General features: G+C 63.6%; 14 protein-coding genes. 2 read left to right on the top strand and 12 right to left on the bottom strand.

Annotated features, from left to right (window positions below; all coding sequences use genetic code 11):
• Nucleotides 1-30: 30 nt before the first annotated feature.
• The 3 genes from GV002_RS16440 to GV002_RS16430 form a co-directional block, all read right to left on the bottom strand.
• Nucleotides 31-1,365 (bottom strand): sensor histidine kinase, encoded by a 1,335-nt coding sequence (locus tag GV002_RS16440; RefSeq protein WP_160019414.1) that lies wholly within the window; start codon nt 1,363-1,365, stop codon nt 31-33.
• Nucleotides 1,362-2,060 (bottom strand): response regulator transcription factor, encoded by a 699-nt coding sequence (locus GV002_RS16435; RefSeq protein ID WP_160019413.1) that lies wholly within the window; start codon nt 2,058-2,060, stop codon nt 1,362-1,364. Before GV002_RS16435 ends, GV002_RS16440 begins: the two co-directional genes overlap by 4 nt.
• 89 nt (nt 2,061-2,149) lie before the next feature.
• Nucleotides 2,150-4,678, bottom strand: coding sequence for a sulfite reductase flavoprotein subunit alpha (locus GV002_RS16430; RefSeq protein ID WP_178094713.1), 2,529 nt, complete (start codon nt 4,676-4,678; stop codon nt 2,150-2,152).
• A 236-nt stretch (nt 4,679-4,914) separates the two neighbouring features.
• Between GV002_RS16430 and GV002_RS16425 the strand changes: the two genes are divergently transcribed.
• The gene (locus GV002_RS16425; protein ID WP_160019412.1) at nt 4,915-6,498 is read left to right on the top strand and encodes a peptide chain release factor 3; all 1,584 of its coding nucleotides are present in this window, start codon (nt 4,915-4,917) and stop codon (nt 6,496-6,498) included.
• 98 nt (nt 6,499-6,596) lie between these two features.
• Nucleotides 6,597-7,064, top strand: coding sequence for an REP-associated tyrosine transposase (locus GV002_RS16420; protein ID WP_160019411.1), 468 nt, complete (start codon nt 6,597-6,599; stop codon nt 7,062-7,064).
• Between the two features lie 70 nt (nt 7,065-7,134).
• On the opposite strand, the gene GV002_RS16415 is transcribed toward GV002_RS16420, so the two are convergent.
• The 9 genes from GV002_RS16415 to urtA form a co-directional block, all read right to left on the bottom strand.
• A complete protein-coding gene (locus GV002_RS16415; protein ID WP_160019410.1) occupies nt 7,135-8,169 on the bottom strand; it encodes an AAA family ATPase in 1,035 nt (344 codons plus the stop codon).
• Nucleotides 8,170-8,255: 86 nt separating this feature from the next.
• Nucleotides 8,256-9,299 (bottom strand): aliphatic amidase, encoded by a 1,044-nt coding sequence (locus tag GV002_RS16410; protein WP_160019409.1) that lies wholly within the window; start codon nt 9,297-9,299, stop codon nt 8,256-8,258.
• Nucleotides 9,300-9,502: 203 nt separating this feature from the next.
• Nucleotides 9,503-9,850, bottom strand: a complete 348-nt coding sequence (locus tag GV002_RS16405) for an FmdB family zinc ribbon protein (RefSeq protein WP_160019408.1) — start codon at nt 9,848-9,850, stop codon at nt 9,503-9,505.
• A 61-nt stretch (nt 9,851-9,911) separates the two neighbouring features.
• Entirely contained in the window at nt 9,912-11,141 is a 1,230-nt protein-coding gene (fmdA, locus tag GV002_RS16400; protein WP_160019407.1) for a formamidase, read from the bottom strand.
• Between the two features lie 276 nt (nt 11,142-11,417).
• Nucleotides 11,418-12,107, bottom strand: a complete 690-nt coding sequence (urtE, locus tag GV002_RS16395) for an urea ABC transporter ATP-binding subunit UrtE (RefSeq protein ID WP_160019406.1) — start codon at nt 12,105-12,107, stop codon at nt 11,418-11,420.
• A 107-nt stretch (nt 12,108-12,214) separates the two neighbouring features.
• Nucleotides 12,215-12,976, bottom strand: a complete 762-nt coding sequence (urtD, locus tag GV002_RS16390; RefSeq protein WP_160019405.1) for an urea ABC transporter ATP-binding protein UrtD — start codon at nt 12,974-12,976, stop codon at nt 12,215-12,217.
• Nucleotides 12,973-14,142: an urea ABC transporter permease subunit UrtC gene (gene urtC, locus GV002_RS16385; RefSeq protein ID WP_160019404.1), complete on the bottom strand. Its 1,170-nt coding sequence runs from the start codon at nt 14,140-14,142 to the stop codon at nt 12,973-12,975. The genes urtD and urtC overlap by 4 nt, the downstream gene beginning before the upstream one ends.
• Before the next feature lie 88 nt (nt 14,143-14,230).
• A complete protein-coding gene (gene urtB / locus GV002_RS16380; RefSeq protein WP_072423750.1) occupies nt 14,231-15,148 on the bottom strand; it encodes an urea ABC transporter permease subunit UrtB in 918 nt (305 codons plus the stop codon).
• A gap of 112 nt (nt 15,149-15,260) precedes the next feature.
• Nucleotides 15,261-16,493 (bottom strand): urea ABC transporter substrate-binding protein, encoded by a 1,233-nt coding sequence (gene urtA, locus GV002_RS16375; RefSeq protein WP_160019403.1) that lies wholly within the window; start codon nt 16,491-16,493, stop codon nt 15,261-15,263.
• Nucleotides 16,494-16,774: the final 281 nt, after the last annotated feature.

Genomic DNA, 16,774 nt, shown 5'->3' with positions numbered 1-16,774 from the left:
CACCTGAGCAGGGAATCACTTTTACAACTGTTACATCGCCGTGCGCGGCAGGCGGATGTCCATGAGCAAACCGCCACCGGCGCGATTGCTCGCGCGAATGCTGCCGCCGGTGGCGCTGACCTGGCGCTGTGCCAACGCCAGGCCGAGGCCGAAACCGGCGCGCTCGCTGCCGCCGCGAAAGAACGGCTGGAAGATGCGCTCCAGCCATTGCTCGGCAACGCCCGGGCCCTGATCGGCGACCCGCAGCAGCCAGGCGCCATCCTCCTCGGCCAGGCTGACCTCGATCTGGCCGCCCGCCGGGGTGTGGTCGAGCGCATTGCGCACCACGTTCTCGATGGCCTGGCCCAACGCCCGATTACTGCTGCCATGCAGCGGCGCGCTGTCGGGCATCTGGCAGAGAATCTGCCGGTCCGGGTACTCGAAGCGCGCATCGTCGAGGATGCTGTCGAGCAGCTCGGACAGGTCCAGGCTCTCGTCGCGCAGCTCGGGTCGTTCGTTTTCCAGCCAGCTCAGGGTCAGGGCGTCCTCGACCAGGCGACGCATGCCGGCGCAGTCCTCGCGGATGCGTTCGAGCAGGCCGACCCGGTCGCTGCCTTGCTCGGCCAGGCTCACCGCCATCTCGATGCGCGTCAGCGGCGTGCGCAGCTCGTGGGACATGTCCGCCAGGCGCTGACGCTGATCGATGATCAGTTGCCCGGTGCGCGCGGCCATGGCGTCGAAGGTCTCGGCCAGGCGCGCCAGCTCGTCATTGCGCGAGCCCAGCAGCGAGCGCACGCGCACGTCCAGGCGGCCGTCGCTGAACTGCCGGGTGGCCTGTTCCAGACGACCGAGCGGCTGCATCAGGTGGCGGTAGAGCACGAGGCAGACGATCAGCATCAACACCAGTGGCACCACCAGTTGCAGCAACAGCTTGGCGTAATGCCAGTTGAGGCCGGGGCGCATGCGCTGCGGCAGGATGATCAGGAAATGGGTCCGGCCGTCGGCGAACGGCAGATCCATGATGGGGTTTTCCTGGAAGTAGAGGTGAATCTTCCAGCTCACGTCGCGGCCCAGGCCGAAGCCCTCGTAGAAGCGCTCGTTGAGCACGCTGCCGGCCAACGGTCGCACCTCGGACTCGACCACTGCCGCCCAGGTCTGCTCCTGCTGCTGCAGGGTAGTGAGCCAGCGCGCCAGGGCTTCATGATCGCCAGCGCGGTACATCGCCTCGGCCTGCTCGCCGTAGTGGCGCAGGGTGCGCTGGTGCTCGGCATCGATGAAGCTCATGCGCTCCTCGGTCTGCCAGGCGACGCGGGCGATGATCCAGAACAGCAGCACGCTGCCCAGACCGATGACCAGGCACAGCTTCCAGAACAGGCGCCGGTTCATGTGAAGGCGTAACCGCGGCCGTGCAGGGTCTGCAGCCGGTCGGCGCCCAGGCCGGCCTCGCCCAGACGGCGACGGATACGGCTGACGTGCATGTCCAGGCTGCGGTCGTACTGGCTGTACTCGCGCTCCAGCGCCATGCGGTACAGGTAGGGTTTGCTCAGCGCCTCACCGCGATGGCTGACCAGTAACCAGAGCAGGCGGAACTGCAGTGGCGTCAGCGCCAGGTCGCAGCCTGCGACCCGCGCCTGCTGGGCGTGGCGGTCCAGTTGCAGTTCGTCGACCTGCAACTGTTGCGCCTGGCCGACGCGCGCACTCTCCTGCGGGCGCGTGCGGCGCAACACGGCGTCGATGCGCAATTGCAGTTCGGTGATGTTGAAAGGCTTGGGCAGGTAATCGTCGGCACCATGGCGCAGGCCGCGAATGCGCTCCTCCTCAGCCCCGCATGCGGTGAGCATGATCACCGGAGTCTGCTGTTGCTCGCGCAGGCGCCGCAGCACGGAAAAGCCATTGACGTCCGGCAGCATCACGTCGAGCAACAGCAGATCCGGCGACTCGCGCAGCGCCGTCTCCAGGCCCGCCTCACCCAGATGACAGGCGCTGGTGGCGTAACCCTGACCGCGCAGCAGCTCGCCGAGCTGGGCGGCCAGGGTGCGATCGTCCTCGACGATCAGGATGCGAGCCAGGCTGGCGGTCATGTGGGTCACTCAGGACGATTAAAGCGAATGATTCTCATATATAAAAATCACTTCGGCAACCCTGGCCCACATGGCGCGTTTTGCTCGGGTCAGTACACGTCACGACGATAGCGACCTTCCTCGATCAGCGCCTGCACCGCCTCGTCGCCGAGCAACTCGCGCAACGCCGCATCCACACCGCCGGCCATGCCCTGCAGGCTGCCGCATATGTAAAGGGCAGCCCCTTCGTCCAGCCAGGCACGCAGGCGCTCGTGTTGCTCGCGCAACAGATCCTGCACGTAGCGCTTGTGCGCCTGATCGCGGGAGAACACCAGATCCAGATGCTGCAGCTCGCCTGCGGCCAGCGCCGTCTGCAGCTCGTCACCACAGAAGAAATCGCAGGCGCGGTTGCGCTCGCCGAACAGCAGCCAGTTGCGCCCCTGCCCCGCCAGCGCACGTGCCCGCAGCAGCGAACGCAGTCCGGCCAGGCCGGTGCCATTGCCGATCAGCACCAGCGGACGATTGTCGTCCGGCAGGTGGAAGCCGCTGTTGCGCCGCACCCGCGCCAGTAGCTGCCCCCCTTCGGGCAGGTACTCGGTCAACCAGCCAGACCCCAGGCCGAGACTGCCATCAGCCTGCACCGCCTGGCGCACGATCAACTGCAGCACGCCATCGGCCGCCACCGAGGCGATGGAGTATTCACGCGTACCCAGCGGCACCAGTGCATCGACCAGCGCCTGGGCATGCAGGCCAACCAGATGAGCGAAGCTGTCCGGCAACTGGCGTTCGGCCAGGGCTTCACCCAGCCTCGTCATCTGCCCATCGAGCGTCACCGGCTCAAGGCCGTCGAAACCGGAGTGCTGCAGCCAGGCCTGCACCCGCGCAGGCGCATGCCGTGGGCGAATTTCCAGGATATCGCCGGCCTGCCACGTGCTCTGCGCCGGCGGCGTCAGGCCAATGAAGAACACCGGTGCACCCTGGCTGCACGGGTTGAGCAGGCGCCGTTCGGCCAGCGTCCAGTGCTGCCAGGGCAGTTGTTCGAAGCGAATCGGCGCGGCGCCGGTCAGCTCGCTCAACTGCTGTTGCCAGCGCTGCAGCGCGGCCGGGTCAGCGCCATCGACTTCGATACTGTCGAACAGCCGCTGCGCGCCCTGCAAGCCCAGCCAGTCGTTGATACGCCGGGCAAAGCCGCAGAAGTGCTGATACTGCCGGTCACCCAGCGCCAGCACGGCATAACTCAGTTGTTCGAGTGGCAGCGAGCCGCCCAGCACCTTGCGCTCGAAGCCCTGCGCGGCATCCGGCGCCTCGCCGTCGCCAAAGGTGCTGACCACGAACAGCGCCTTCTGCGCCTGACGCAGGCTGTCGGCATCGACGCGCGACAGCGGCTCGACCCGAACCGGGATGCCGGCGGCCTGCAACTGCCCGGCGCTCTGCCAGGCCAACTGTTCGGCGAAGCCGCTCTGGCTGGCGAAGCCGACCAGCCAACCGTCACCGGCATCGTCGCCCTTCAACGCAGAGCGTGCCGCCAGCGCCGCGCGCTTCTTGCGCCGGCGATCCAGATACAGCAGCCAACCGGTAATGAAGAACAGCGGCATGGCCCCGGTGGCCAGCATCATCAGAACGCGCCCCGGCATGCCGAAGTACTCGCCAACGTGCAGCGCGTAGATGCTGGCCAGCAGCTGCGCCTTGAAGCTCTTGTCGGCGTAGCGTTCATGGCGGCTGACTTCGCCGCTTTTCGGATCGATCTGGAACTGGTTGAAGGCACGCACATGCTCGGCACCATCGAGCATGTAGAAAACCGTCGCCGGCTGCCCGGCCACCGGCGGCAGGCGCAGGTTCCAGGCAACCATCTTGGGCCCGGCAGTCTGCTGGATGCTCTGCCACACGGCATCGTAGTCGACTTCCGGCGCGGGGCCACTGGGCGCCTGGCGGCCGCCACGGCCACGCTCGCCGCGTTGCTCAGGCGGGGCATCGGAAAGCATGCGTGTCAGCCCTTCGCGGTACCAGTCATAGGACCAGTAGAGACCGGTGAGACCGGCGCAGAGGTAGAACAGCAGCGCCCAGGTGCCCGCAACGGCGTGCAGGTCCCAGTTGAAGCTGCGACCTTTCTTCCTCCAGTCCATGGTCAGCCAGGTGCGCCAGCTCAAGGCCTTGCGCGGCCAGCGCAGGTACAGGCCTGACAGGCAGAAGAACATCAGCGCAATCGTACTGGCAGCGGTGATCTGCTTGCCCACTTCGCCCATGGACAGGAAACGGTGCAGCATCAGCATCAGGTGGAAGAAGTCCTGGCCAACGGGCTCGGCCAGGACTTCACCAGTGTAGGGGTCGAACACGATGCGCGGCCCACGCCGCTCGCCTGGTGGCGGAGCGAGAAAGGCCATGCCCGGCCCGTCATGGCGACTATCGACCCACAGCCCGGTGACGCGATCAGCGGTAGCGGCCTCGATCTTCGCCGCCAGCTCGCCGGGCGGGAGATGCCCCTGTGCGCTGGGCTCGATCTGCCAGCGCTCGGCGTTGAGCGCCCGGGTTATCTCGCCCTCGAAGCTATAGAGAGCACCGGTGATGCCCATGACGGCCAGCACCAGGCCGGCGCTGATGCCAAAGAACCAGTGCAACTGGAAGATGATTTTCTTGAACACGACGGAGCCACCCTTGCCCTGACCCACTGCGAAGGGCGGCCACTCTATATGGGAATAATTTTCATAACCATTCATTTACGCGTTATTTACGCATCTACGGCGCGGCCCGGCAGCATCAGCTACCGGCCCATCTGAAAAGCGATAGCCGCTCTCCGCCAGAGCTCGCAGTTATCGGTATAATCGCGCGTTTTACGGGTGCCAAGGCACCCTCAACGACTCCATCCAGGCACGTATTCATGACCACCCAGGCCGCAGAAGTCGCCAAGCGCCGCACCTTCGCCATCATTTCCCACCCGGACGCCGGTAAGACCACCATCACCGAGAAGCTGCTGCTGATGGGCAAGGCCATCGAGGTCGCGGGCACCGTGAAGTCGCGTAAATCCGACCGCCATGCCACTTCCGACTGGATGGAGATGGAGAAGCAGCGCGGCATCTCCATCACCACCTCGGTGATGCAGTTCCCCTACCGCGAGCACATGATCAACCTGCTCGACACACCCGGCCACGAAGACTTCTCCGAAGACACCTACCGCACCCTGACGGCGGTGGACAGCGCGCTGATGGTGCTCGACGGCGGTAAGGGCGTCGAGCCACGTACCATCGCCCTGATGGACGTCTGTCGCCTGCGCGATACGCCCATCGTCAGCTTCATCAACAAACTCGACCGCGACATCCGCGACCCCATCGAACTGCTCGACGAAATCGAGGCGGTGCTCAACATCAAGGCAGCGCCGATCACCTGGCCGATCGGCTGCTACAAGGATTTCAAGGGTGTCTACCACCTGACCGGCGACTACATCATCGTCTACACCCCGGGTCATGGCCATGAGCGCACCGCAGTCAAGATCATCGAAAAGCTGGATTCCGACGAAGCTCGCAACCACCTCGGCGACATGTACGAGCGCTTCGTCGAAGAGCTGGAACTGGTGCAAGGCGCCTGCCATGAGTTCGAACCTGAAGCCTTCCTCAAAGGCACGATGACCCCGGTATTCTTCGGCACCGCACTGGGCAACTTCGGCGTCGACCATGTGCTCGACGCCGTGGTCGATTGGGCGCCGCGCCCACTGCCACGCGCGGCCAACGAGCGCACTGTGGAGCCGACCGAGGAGAAGTTCTCCGGCTTCGTGTTCAAGATCCAGGCGAACATGGACCCGAAACACCGTGACCGCATCGCTTTCATGCGCATCTGCTCGGGCAAATACACCCAGGGTATGAAGATGCGCCACGCGCGCCTGGGCAAGGACGTGCGCGTCGGCGACGCCCTGACCTTCTTCTCCAGCGAGCGTGAGCACCTGGAAGAGGCCTACGCCGGCGACATCATCGGCCTGCACAACCACGGCACCATCCAGATCGGCGACACCTTCACCGAAGGCGAAAACCTGGGTTTCACCGGCATCCCACACTTCGCCCCGGAACTGTTCCGCCGCGTGCGCCTGAAGGACCCGCTGAAATCCAAGCAGCTGCGCCAGGGGCTGCAGGAGCTGGCCGAGGAAGGCGCCACCCAGGTGTTCTTCCCCGAGCGCAACAACGACATCATTCTCGGTGCGGTCGGTGTGCTGCAGTTCGACGTGGTCGCCAGCCGCCTGAAGGAGGAATACAAGGTCGAGTGCGCCTACGAGGCGATCAACGTCTGGTCGGCCCGCTGGATCGAGTGCAGCGACGAGAAGAAGCTCAAGGAATTCAAGGACAAGGCCTATGAGAACCTCGCCGTTGACGGCGGCGGCCACCTCACCTACCTGGCCCCGACCCGCGTCAACCTCAGCCTGATGGAAGAGCGCTGGCCGGAGGTCAAATTCCGCGCCACGCGCGAGCATCACTAAAGGCTCAATCGTGTAGGAGCCCGCTTGCGGGCGATCAGCTTCTGAACCACGCTTAACCCTGATCGCCGGCAAGCCGGCTCCTACGAGAGAAATATGGAATGGATTCCAGCCGTTTTACCCATCATGGCCATGCCCTGCGTTCCGGACGCGTTTCCGAAGCGAATCGCGCCTACCTGCTGACTGCAGTCACCTATCAACGACATCCCACCTTTCAGGACTGGCGCTTAGCAAGGCTGCTGATTGCAGAAATGCGCCGCCTGCATGATCAGCAACTCGTCCACTCCTTCGCCTGGGTAGTAATGCCCGATCACCTGCACTGGCTTGTCCAGCTGCGGGAGATGCCGCTGTCAAAGCGGGTATTGCAGCTCAAATCCCGCAGCGCTATCGCCATCAACAAGGCTCGAAACGCCAGCGGTCGCGTCTGGCAGAAGGGCTTTCACGATCATGCCTTGCGCAAGGAAGAAGACCTGGCCGCCACGGCGCGATACGTTGTCGCCAACCCGCTGCGTGCCGGATTGGTACAACGCATCGGAGACTATCCCCACTGGGATGCGATCTGGCTGTAACACCCACCCTGTAGGAGCCGGCTTGCCGGCGATGCTTTTTCGTCAGCCATGATCGCCGGCAAGCCGGCTCCTACGAAGAGCACTCGCTGACCTGCAAACTATCGTGCTCGCAGGTGCAAAGCAGTCGGGTCGTGGCGGGGTCATTCAGCAGGCATTCGGCGATTGCCGGCTCCAGTTCGGTGCGCAGCCGCCGGGCCAAGGCACGAGCACCGAAGCGGATATCGTGCTCGCGGCACAACCAGACCCGGGCGCAGGGCTCCACGTGTAGCGAGCGGCCCTGACGACCCAGGCGCTGATTGAGCTTGTCCAACTCGATGTTCAGCAAAGCATCCAACCACTGCTCGTCGACACGTTCAAACACCAGAATGCGGTCGATACGATTGAGCCATTCCGGCTCAAAGCGCTCGTGCAGCATCTGTTCCAGCAATGCGGCCTCACCTCTCGGCGCCAGCCCCAACCAACGCCGCCAGCCACGGGCGAAACGCTCGCGGTAGCGTTGCGCCTGCTGCGCGCCGATGTTGCTGGTCATGAAGATCAGGCTGTTGCGAAAGTCCAGGGTGCGGCTGCCGGCGGTCAGGGTCAGACAGCCATGTTCGAGAATGCCGAGCAGGCTACGCAGCACTTCGGGGCTGGCCTTCTCCAACTCGTCGAACAGCACGATGCCGGGCCGCCCGAAACTGCCGGCGATGGCCTCTGCATCGAACAACGTGGTGCCCTCCTTGCTGCCGACGTAACCAGGCGGCGCACCGGTCAACGCAGCAGCATAGTGCTCCTGGGCCAGGGTGTGCATGTCGATGCGGCACAACGCATCGGCGCGGCCATGAATGGCCTGTGCCAGCAGGCGCACGATCTCGGTCTTGCCGACACCGGTCGGGCCCATGAACAGGTTGACTGCCAGTGGCCGCTCGCGCTCGCCGATATCGGCCTTGACCACCTTGAGCATGGCCTCGACCTGCGCCAGCACCGCGTCCTGGCCGACGATGCGCGAACGTAGCAGGGCCATGACTGCCATTGGCTCGAAGAGGAAGCGTGATTGCAGCCGAGTAACGCCTTGATCCTCCAGGCGCTCGCGGTTGCTGTCGATCAGGTCGTTGGCGAAGGGCATGGTGTCTGTCCCATAAGGCAAAAGCATCGCCGGCAAGCCGGCTCCTACACGCCCCCCGTAGGAGCCGGCTTGCCGGCGATCAAGTCCTATCCGGCAACGCGTTCCTTGCCCGGATGCGGCAGCTCACCGACCGGGCAGTCGGCCACGCCGATGCTCGAGCGGGTGAGTTTCTCCACGTTCTCCTGAGCCTTCTGCGCATCCAGTACCCAGGTGCGGTAGAACTCGAAGGGGCAATCGGCCACGCCCTTGTCGCCATCACCAGAGTTGTAGACGCCGGTGTAGCCACGGTGCAGCAGCTTGAACAGATGGTTCTGCGACTGGTCGTTGGCCCGCGCATCACGGATCTGCGACACCGACAGCTGGGCGTACTGGATGCCCATTTCCTCTTCACCGCATTCGCCCAACGTCCGGCCGTCGAAGCCGATCAGCGCCGAGTGGCCGAAGTAGCTGTACACGCCGTCGAAGCCGGTGGCGTTGGCCACCGCCACGTAGCAGTTGTTGGCCCAGGCCATGGTCTTGGCCATCAGCACCTGCTGGTCCTTGGCCGGGTACATGTAGCCCTGGCAGCGCACGATCAGCTCGGCACCCTTCATCGCGCAGTCACGCCAGATTTCCGGGTAGTTGCCGTCGTCGCAGATGATCAGGCTGATCTTCATGCCCTTGGGGCCTTCGGAGACGTAAGTGCGGTCGCCCGGATACCAGCCCTCGATGGGACACCAGGGAATGCATTTGCGGTAACGCTGGACGATCTCGCCCTGGTCGTTGATCAGGATGAGGGTGTTGTAAGGTGCCTTGTGCGGGTGCTCTTCGTGGCGCTCGCCGGTGAGCGAGAAGATGCCCCAGGTCTTGGCCTCGCGGCAGGCGGCGGAGAAGATCGCCGTTTCCTCACCGGGGATGGTCGCGGCGGTGGCCATCATCTCGTCCTTGTCGTACATGATGCCCATGGTGCTGTACTCGGGGAACACCACCAGATCCATGCCGGGCAGGCCGAGCTTCATGCCCTTGATCATTTCGGCGATCTTGCGCGCGTTGTCGAGCACCTCGGCCTTGTTATGCAGGCGCGGCATCTTGTAATTGACGACGGCGACGCCGACGGTATCAGGGCTGCTGGAAATATCGCCGTGGCGCATGGCTGTATATCCTCCGGTTGACTGCGGTTTGTGGAAGCGGCTTCAGCCGCGAAATTCTCTCTGTGTCGCCGGTTATCGCGGCTGAAGCGCGATGCCGCCCAGCCGCTCCTACGGAACGTTCTGCGAACTGGATTCCCGCCTTCGCGGGAATGACGGTGAAAACCCACGTCATCCCCGCGCAGGCGGGGACCCAATAAACAGCCTCAGTGGCTGATCATCCACGGCCGTGCCGAGGGGCTGGCCTTGAGGCCGTGGGGGTTGGCCTTGGTGCGCTCGACCGGTTTGCTCGGGCCGCAACAGCTGCAGCCGGCAGGGTGCTTGCGGTTGGCCTTGTACTCTTCGAGGCTGTGCGGCGCGTGGGCGCTGCGCTCGTTGGTTTCATGGGCGCGGCGCTGGCTGCCGGCCATGCTGGCCAGACCCGGGGCACTGAGGATCACCCGCTCGCTCGGCGCGTCGCAGTATGGGCAGGCGCAGGCGGCGTCGCGCTCGGCCATCGGCCGCAGCACGGTGAAATCGCCACAGCTCGGGCAGTCGTATTCGTAGATGGGCATGGCAAAACCTCGATAAATTCGGTGCGCACGGCGCACCCTACGGTGGCCGTGCGCATGAGCATCACTTGTCGTAGGCGATGGGCAGGTCGATGCTGCCGTCGAGGAACTTGGTCGGGCCGCTGGCGCTGGGGTTGATGTCGAACTCGAAGATATCGGTCGGCAGCCACAGCGTGGCGCAGGCGTTGGGGATGTCGACCACGCCGCTGATATGCCCCTGTACCGGCGCCGAGCCTAGCAGCGAGTAGCCCTGGGCCGGCGAGTAGCCGAACTTGGTCAGGTAGTTGATGGCGTTGAGGCAGGCCTGCTTGTAGGCCAGGTTGACGTCCAGGTAGTGCTGCTTGCCCTCGTCGTCGACCGAGATGCCTTCGAAGATCAGGTAGTTGTTGTAGGTGGGCACGATCGGACTGGGCTTGAAGATCGGGTTCTTGATGCCGTACTTGGCCATGCCACCCTTGATCAGCTCGACCTTCATGTGCACCCAGCCGGCCATCTCGATGGCGCCGCAGAAGGTGATCTCGCCGTCGCCCTGGCTGAAGTGCAGGTCGCCTACCGACAGGCCGGCGCCGTCGACATAGACCGGGAAGAAGATCTTCGAGCCACGCGACAGATCCTTGATATCGCAGTTGCCGCCATGCTCCCGCGGCGGCACGGTGCGCGCGCCGGTAGCGGCTGCCAGGTCGCGCGCCTCGCCCTTCATCTTGCCCATGTGCGCAGTGCTGGCGAACGGCGGGTTGGCCAGCGGCGGTACGCGAGTTGGGTTGGTATCGATCAGCGCCTGCTCACGCTTGTTCCAGTCGGCGAGCATCTTGTGATCCGGCAGGCAGCCGATCAGCCCTGGGTGGATCAGGCCAGCGAAACGCACGCCGGGAATATGCCGGCTCTTGGTGAACATGCCTTCGAAGTCCCAGATCGACTTCTGCGCGGATGGAAAATGGTCGGTGAGAAAACCACCGCCGTTGTTCTTCGAGAAGAAGCCGTTGAAGCCCCAGAGCATGTCCTGCTTGGCGCCGATATCGAGCAGTTCGACGATCAGCAGGTCGCCCGGCTGAGCGCCCTTCACGCCCACCGGCCCGGACAGGTAATGCACGGTGGACAGGTCGACGTCACGCACATCGCTGGCGTCGTCGTCGTTCTTGATCGCACCGCCGGTCCAGTCGTAGGTTTCGAGAATGAAGTCATCCCCCGGGTTGACCCAGCAGGCCATGGGAATGTCCGGGTGCCAGCGGTTGTGCACCTGTTCGTTTTCGGTAGCAGCCTGGTTGAGGTCGACCTTGATCAGGGTATCGGTCATGACTGAGCTCCATAAGACCTGTGAGGAATGCCGGCCTGTGCCGGGATACGCAGCCAGTCTCGAACGCGCGGTGAAATCGGCCAATACGTTGGATGACGTATGCCCGCATTGCAGGGCTCATGCGGCCTGCAGGTATTTTTCGCAGGCGCGAAAAAGCGGCCGGTGCATGGAGAACACACCGGCCGTAAAGCGGGAATTTGTACCTGTAGGAGCCGGCTTGCCGGCGATTGATTGCAAGCGACAGCATCGCCCGCAAGCGGGCTCCTACAGATTGCGTCACACCGACAAATAACGGCTGATGCTCGCCTCGTCGACCTTGTCGCGGGTTTCCTCGACGACGAACTTGCCCTTCTCGATGACCAGGAAGCGGTCGGCGATTTCCATGGTGAACGACAGCACCTGCTCGGACACCACGATGGTCAGATCGCGCATGTTGCGGATCTCCTTCAGGCTGCGGGCGATGTCCTTGATGATCGACGGCTGGATGCCCTCGGTCGGCTCATCGAGCAGCAGCACCTTGGGGTTGGTGGCCAGCGCGCGGGCGATGGCCAGTTGTTGCTGCTGGCCACCGGAGAGGTTGCCGCCCTTGCGGTGGCGCATCTCGAGCAGCACCGGGAACAGCGCATAGAGATCGTCCGGCACCTTGCCACCGGCCGAAGCTGGCAGGCCGGTCTGGATGTTTTCCAGCACGGTCATGTGCGAGAAGATCATCCGCCCCTGCGGCACGTAGGCGATGCCGCTTTCCACCCGCTGATGGGTTTCCAGTTTCGACACGTCCTTGCCGTCCACACGAATCTGCCCGCCCCACTGCGGCAGGATGCCCATCAGGCTCTTGAACAAGGTGGTCTTGCCCATGCCGTTGCGGCCCATCACCGCGACGATTTCCTTCTTCGCCACGTCGAGGTTGAGCTCGTGGAGTATCTGGCTCTGGCCGTAGCCGGAAGCGAGGTTGCTGATCTGGAACATAGATGACTCCTTGCTAAACACGCCCCGGATTTCATCCGGGCTACGCGGCTCGGTCGCATGGTGCGCACGGCGCACCCTACGGTCGGTGGAAGCCTCGGCATCCGGGATCAATGCCCCAGATACACCTCGATCACCTTGGGATTGCTCTGCACCGCCTCCATGCTGCCCTCGGCCAGCACCTTGCCCTGGTGCAGCACCGTGACGCGGTGGGCGATGCTCTTGACGAACTCCATGTCGTGCTCGATGACCAGCACCGAACGGCCCTGGCTGATGCGATTGAGCAGATCGGCCGTGGCCACTCGCTCGCTGACACTCATGCCGGCCACGGGCTCGTCGAGCATCAATAACTGCGGGTCCTGCATCAGCAACATGCCGATCTCCAGCCACTGTTTCTGCCCGTGCGAGAGCAGTTCAGCCTGACGGTGCAGGTGATCACCGAGCATGATTTCCTGCGCAACCTGTTCGACCCGCTCGATCACCTCTTGCGTGCGCTTGAAGAACAGCGCGCCGAACACCTTGCGCCCGGCCGGGTAGGACATTTCCAGGTTCTCGAACACCGTCAGGTTTTCGTAGATCGACGGGTTCTGGAACTTGCGCCCGACGCCAGCGCGGACGATGTCGTACTCGCGCATCTTGGTCAGCTCACGGCCGTCGAAATCGATGCTGCCGGCGGTGGCGCGGGTCTTGCCACAGATCAGGTCGAGCACCGTGGTCTTGCCGGCCCCGTTGGGGCCGATCACCACATGCACTTCGTTGCGGTCGACGTAGAGGTTGAGGTCGTTGACCGCCTTGAAGCCGTCGAAGGACACGGTCAGCCCTTCGATGGCCAGTACCGGCTTGGCGGCCTGAAAGCCTGCGGGGCTGTTCATGGCGTGGTCTCCAGTTCAGGGGTTGGACGCTTGCCGGTGGCGATGACGGCAGGCGGTGGTGTAACGAGCACCTGCGGTTTGCGCCGCAGGCGTGCCAGACAGCGTTTGCCGTGACTGTCCCACAGCCCGGCCAGACCATTGGGGAAGTACATGACCACGACGATGAACAGGCCGCCCATCAGGTACAGCCACAGCTCGGGGAAACTCTCGGAAAAGTAGGTCTTGCCGAAATTGACCAGCAACGCGCCGTACACCGCACCGAGCAGTGACAGGCGCCCACCGACCGCAGCGAAGATGACCATCTCGATCGACGGCACGATGCCGACGAAGCTCGGTGACATGAAGCCCACCTGCAGGGTGAACATCGCCCCGCCGATACCGGCGAACGCCGCACCAACGCAGAACACGAAGATCTTGAAGCTGGCCACGTCGTAACCGGAAAAACGCACCCGCTCTTCCTTGTCGCGCATCGCCAGGAGCAGACGGCCCAGCTTGGAGGCGATGATGAAACGCGCGATGAGAATGCAGCCGATCAACAGCGCCGCACTGACGAAGTAGAGGATCAGCTTGGCCTCGTCGCTGCGGATGTCCCAGCCCTTGAGCGTGCGCAGATCGGTGATGCCGTTGACCCCGCCGGTCAAGCCCTGCTGGCCGATGATCAGCACGGTGAGAATCAGCGCGATGGCCTGAGTGACGATGGAAAAGTACACGTCCCCCACGCGGCGCTTGAACATCGCAATACCGATCACCAACGCCAGCAACACCGGCACCACTACCACGGCGATCAGGGTGAAGCTCAGGCTGTGGAAGGGTTCCCAGAGCAGCGGCAGTTCGGTGATCTGGTTCCAGTCCATGAAGTCCGGGATGCCAGGTGTGGACTGGATCTTGGTTCTCTCCGGGTCGGATGCCTCGAGCTTGAGGAACATCGCCATGCAGTAGCCACCCAGGCCGAAGAAGATGCCCTGGCCCAGGCTCAAGATGCCGCCATAGCCCCAGCACAGCACCAGGCCAACGGCGACGAAGGCATAGGTCAGGTATTTGCCCACCATGTTCAGGCGGAAGGCATCCAGCGCCAGCGGGAATACCACCAGGATCAGCGCGGCGAGCAGCGCCAGACCGATGGCGCCCTGCTTGCCGCCGAGCAGTTTGTCGAGTGTCGGATTCATGCTCGTGCCCTCAATTCAACGATCCTGTAGGAGCCCGCTTGCGGGCGATGAATAGGTTTGCAATCGCCCGCAAGCGGGCTCCTACGTTTCATTTGCGCACCTTGGCCGAGAACAGCCCCTGCGGGCGCAGCATCAGGATCAGCACCACGGCGGAAAGGGTGAACACCTTGGCCATCGAACCGCTGGTGAAGAACTCCAGCAGCGATTGCGCCTGGGCGATGCTGAAGGCCGAGGCGATGGTGCCGAGCAAGCTGGAGGCGCCGCCGAACACCACCACCAGGAAGGTGTCGACGATGTACAGCGAACCTGCCGTAGGCCCAGTCGAGCCGATGGTGGTGAAAGCAGCGCCTGCAACGCCTGCCACGCCACAGCCCAGGGCGAAGGTCATGCGGTCGACGCGCTTGGTGTTGATGCCCACGGAACGCGCCATCACCCGATTCTGCATGGTGGCGCGCACCTGCAGGCCCCAGCGCGAGCGGTAGATCATCAGAAACAGCAAGGCGGTGAGCAGCAGGGTCAGGCCCATGACGAACAGGCCATTGCGCGGAATGTCGATGGCCTCGGTCGGGTTCCACGAGCCCATCAGCCAATCCGGCAACGTCGCGCTGACTTCCCGCGCGCCGAAGATCGAGCGAAAGCCCTGCTGCATCACCAGGGACAGGCCCCAGGTAGCCAGCAAGGTGTCCAGCGGACGCTGGTAGAGCTTGCTGATCATCGCCCATTCCACCAGCCAGCCGATGGCGCCGGCGATGAAGAACGAGAGGATGATCGCGAAGAAGAAATAGTAAGGCCCGAAGGCCGGTGCGTAGCTGGACGTCAGTGAAGACACCACGAAGGTGGTGTAGGCGCCGATGGTGAGAAACTCGCCATGCGCCATGTTGATCACGCCCATCTGCCCGAAGATAATCGCCAGCCCCAGAGCCATCAGCAGCAGCACGCAGAACACGGACAAGCCGTTGAACCCCTGCATGGCTGCGATGGCGCCGAATTCCGATAGCCATTCCATGTCGATGGTCTCCAGAAGAAAAGAGAAAAGCCGGTAGGAGCCGGCTTGCCGGCGATCGGCCCGTGAGGCGCCATGGATCGCCCGCAAGCGGGCTCCTACGAGGAGAGAAGTGTTACTGGTAGCCTTCCGGGAAGGGGTTCGGCTCGATCAGGTCGGACTCGAACACCACCTTGAACTGACCGTCCTTCTGCACTTCACCGATGCGGGTCTTGCTCCACAGGTGATGGTTGTCATGCACCTTGACGTAGCCTTCCGGCGCGGTGCCCAGCTCGATGCCCGGGGAAGCGGCGACCACCTTGTCGATGTCGAAGCTGCCGGCTTTCTCCACGGCGGCTTTCCACAGCCACGGGCCGAGATAGGCGGCCTGGGTCACGTCACCGATCACCGCGTCCTTGCCGTACTTGGCCTTGAAGGCTTCGACGAAGGCAGCGTTGTTCGGGTTGTCCAGGCTCTGAAAGTACTTCATCGAGGCGTAGAAGCCGGCCATGTTCTCGCCGCCGATACCCAGCAGCTCGTCTTCGGTGACCGACAGGGTCAGCAGGGTCTGCTTGTCGGCGGTGACGCCGGCGGCCTTCATCTGCTTGTAGAAGGCGACGTTGGAGCCACCGACCACGGCAGCGAACACCACGTCTGGCTTGCGCAGCTTGATCTTGTTGATCAGCGAGCCGAACTGAGTGTTGCCCAGCGGGTAGTACTCTTCACCGACCACCTTGCCGCCGAGCACGTTCTCGATGTGCTTGCGCGCGATCTTCATCGAGGTGCGCGGCCAGATGTAGTCCGAGCCCAGCAGGTAGAAAGTCTTCGCGCCCTTCTCCTTGGCGACCCAGTCCAGGCCTGCGAGGATCTGCTGAGTGGCTTCCTGGCCGGTGTAGATGACGTTCTTCGACTGCTCCAGGCCTTCGTAGAAGGTTGGGTAGTAGAGCAGGCCATTTTCCTTCTCGAACACTGGCAGCACCGCCTTGCGCGAAGCCGAAGTCCAGCAGCCGAATACGGTAGCGACCTTGTCGCCGACCAGCAGCTTGCGCGCCTTCTCAGCGAAGGTTGGCCAGTCGGAAGCCCCATCTTCCTGAACGACCTTGATCTGCCGGCCGAGCACGCCGCCGCTGGCGTTGATCTGCTCGATGGCCAGACGCTCGGCCTGAATCGAACCGGTTTCGGAAATGGCCATGGTGCCGGTGGCCGAATGCAGAATGCCAACCGTGACCTCGCTGTCGGTCACCGCCAGACCGGTGGTGTTCACCTCGGCGCTGGCCACGTGGCTGAACAGGCTGGCAGCCAGCAGCGAGAGCGCTGCCGCCCCCACCGCCAGCCGGCGTGGAAGAAGTCGAATCGGTTGAGAGTCCATGGTCGTGCTCCTGTGCTGGTTATTCGTGCCGAACCACGCCGGCTTCGCAGCAAGGATGCGTTTGCCCCACCGAGCGGGGTATACGCAGCATGACGTAAGGGCATACGTCATCTGACGTACAGCGCCCTGCGCCACGCTGGTGCAAGCTGAGCGCAGAAAAACCAGGCAGACAGAAGCCCGCGCGCGCGGCAGAGGCCTCGCTGAGCCAGGGCATGGAAGTTGCTGACATCCTCCCTGTAGGAGCCCGCTTGCGGGCGATCAGCATCGTCTGATCAGGGCAC

The organism is Pseudomonas sp. 8O (assembly GCF_902506495.1).
Lineage (GTDB): Bacteria > Pseudomonadota > Gammaproteobacteria > Pseudomonadales > Pseudomonadaceae > Aquipseudomonas > Aquipseudomonas chaetocerotis.
This window is presented reverse-complemented; position numbering and strand designations above follow the sequence as displayed.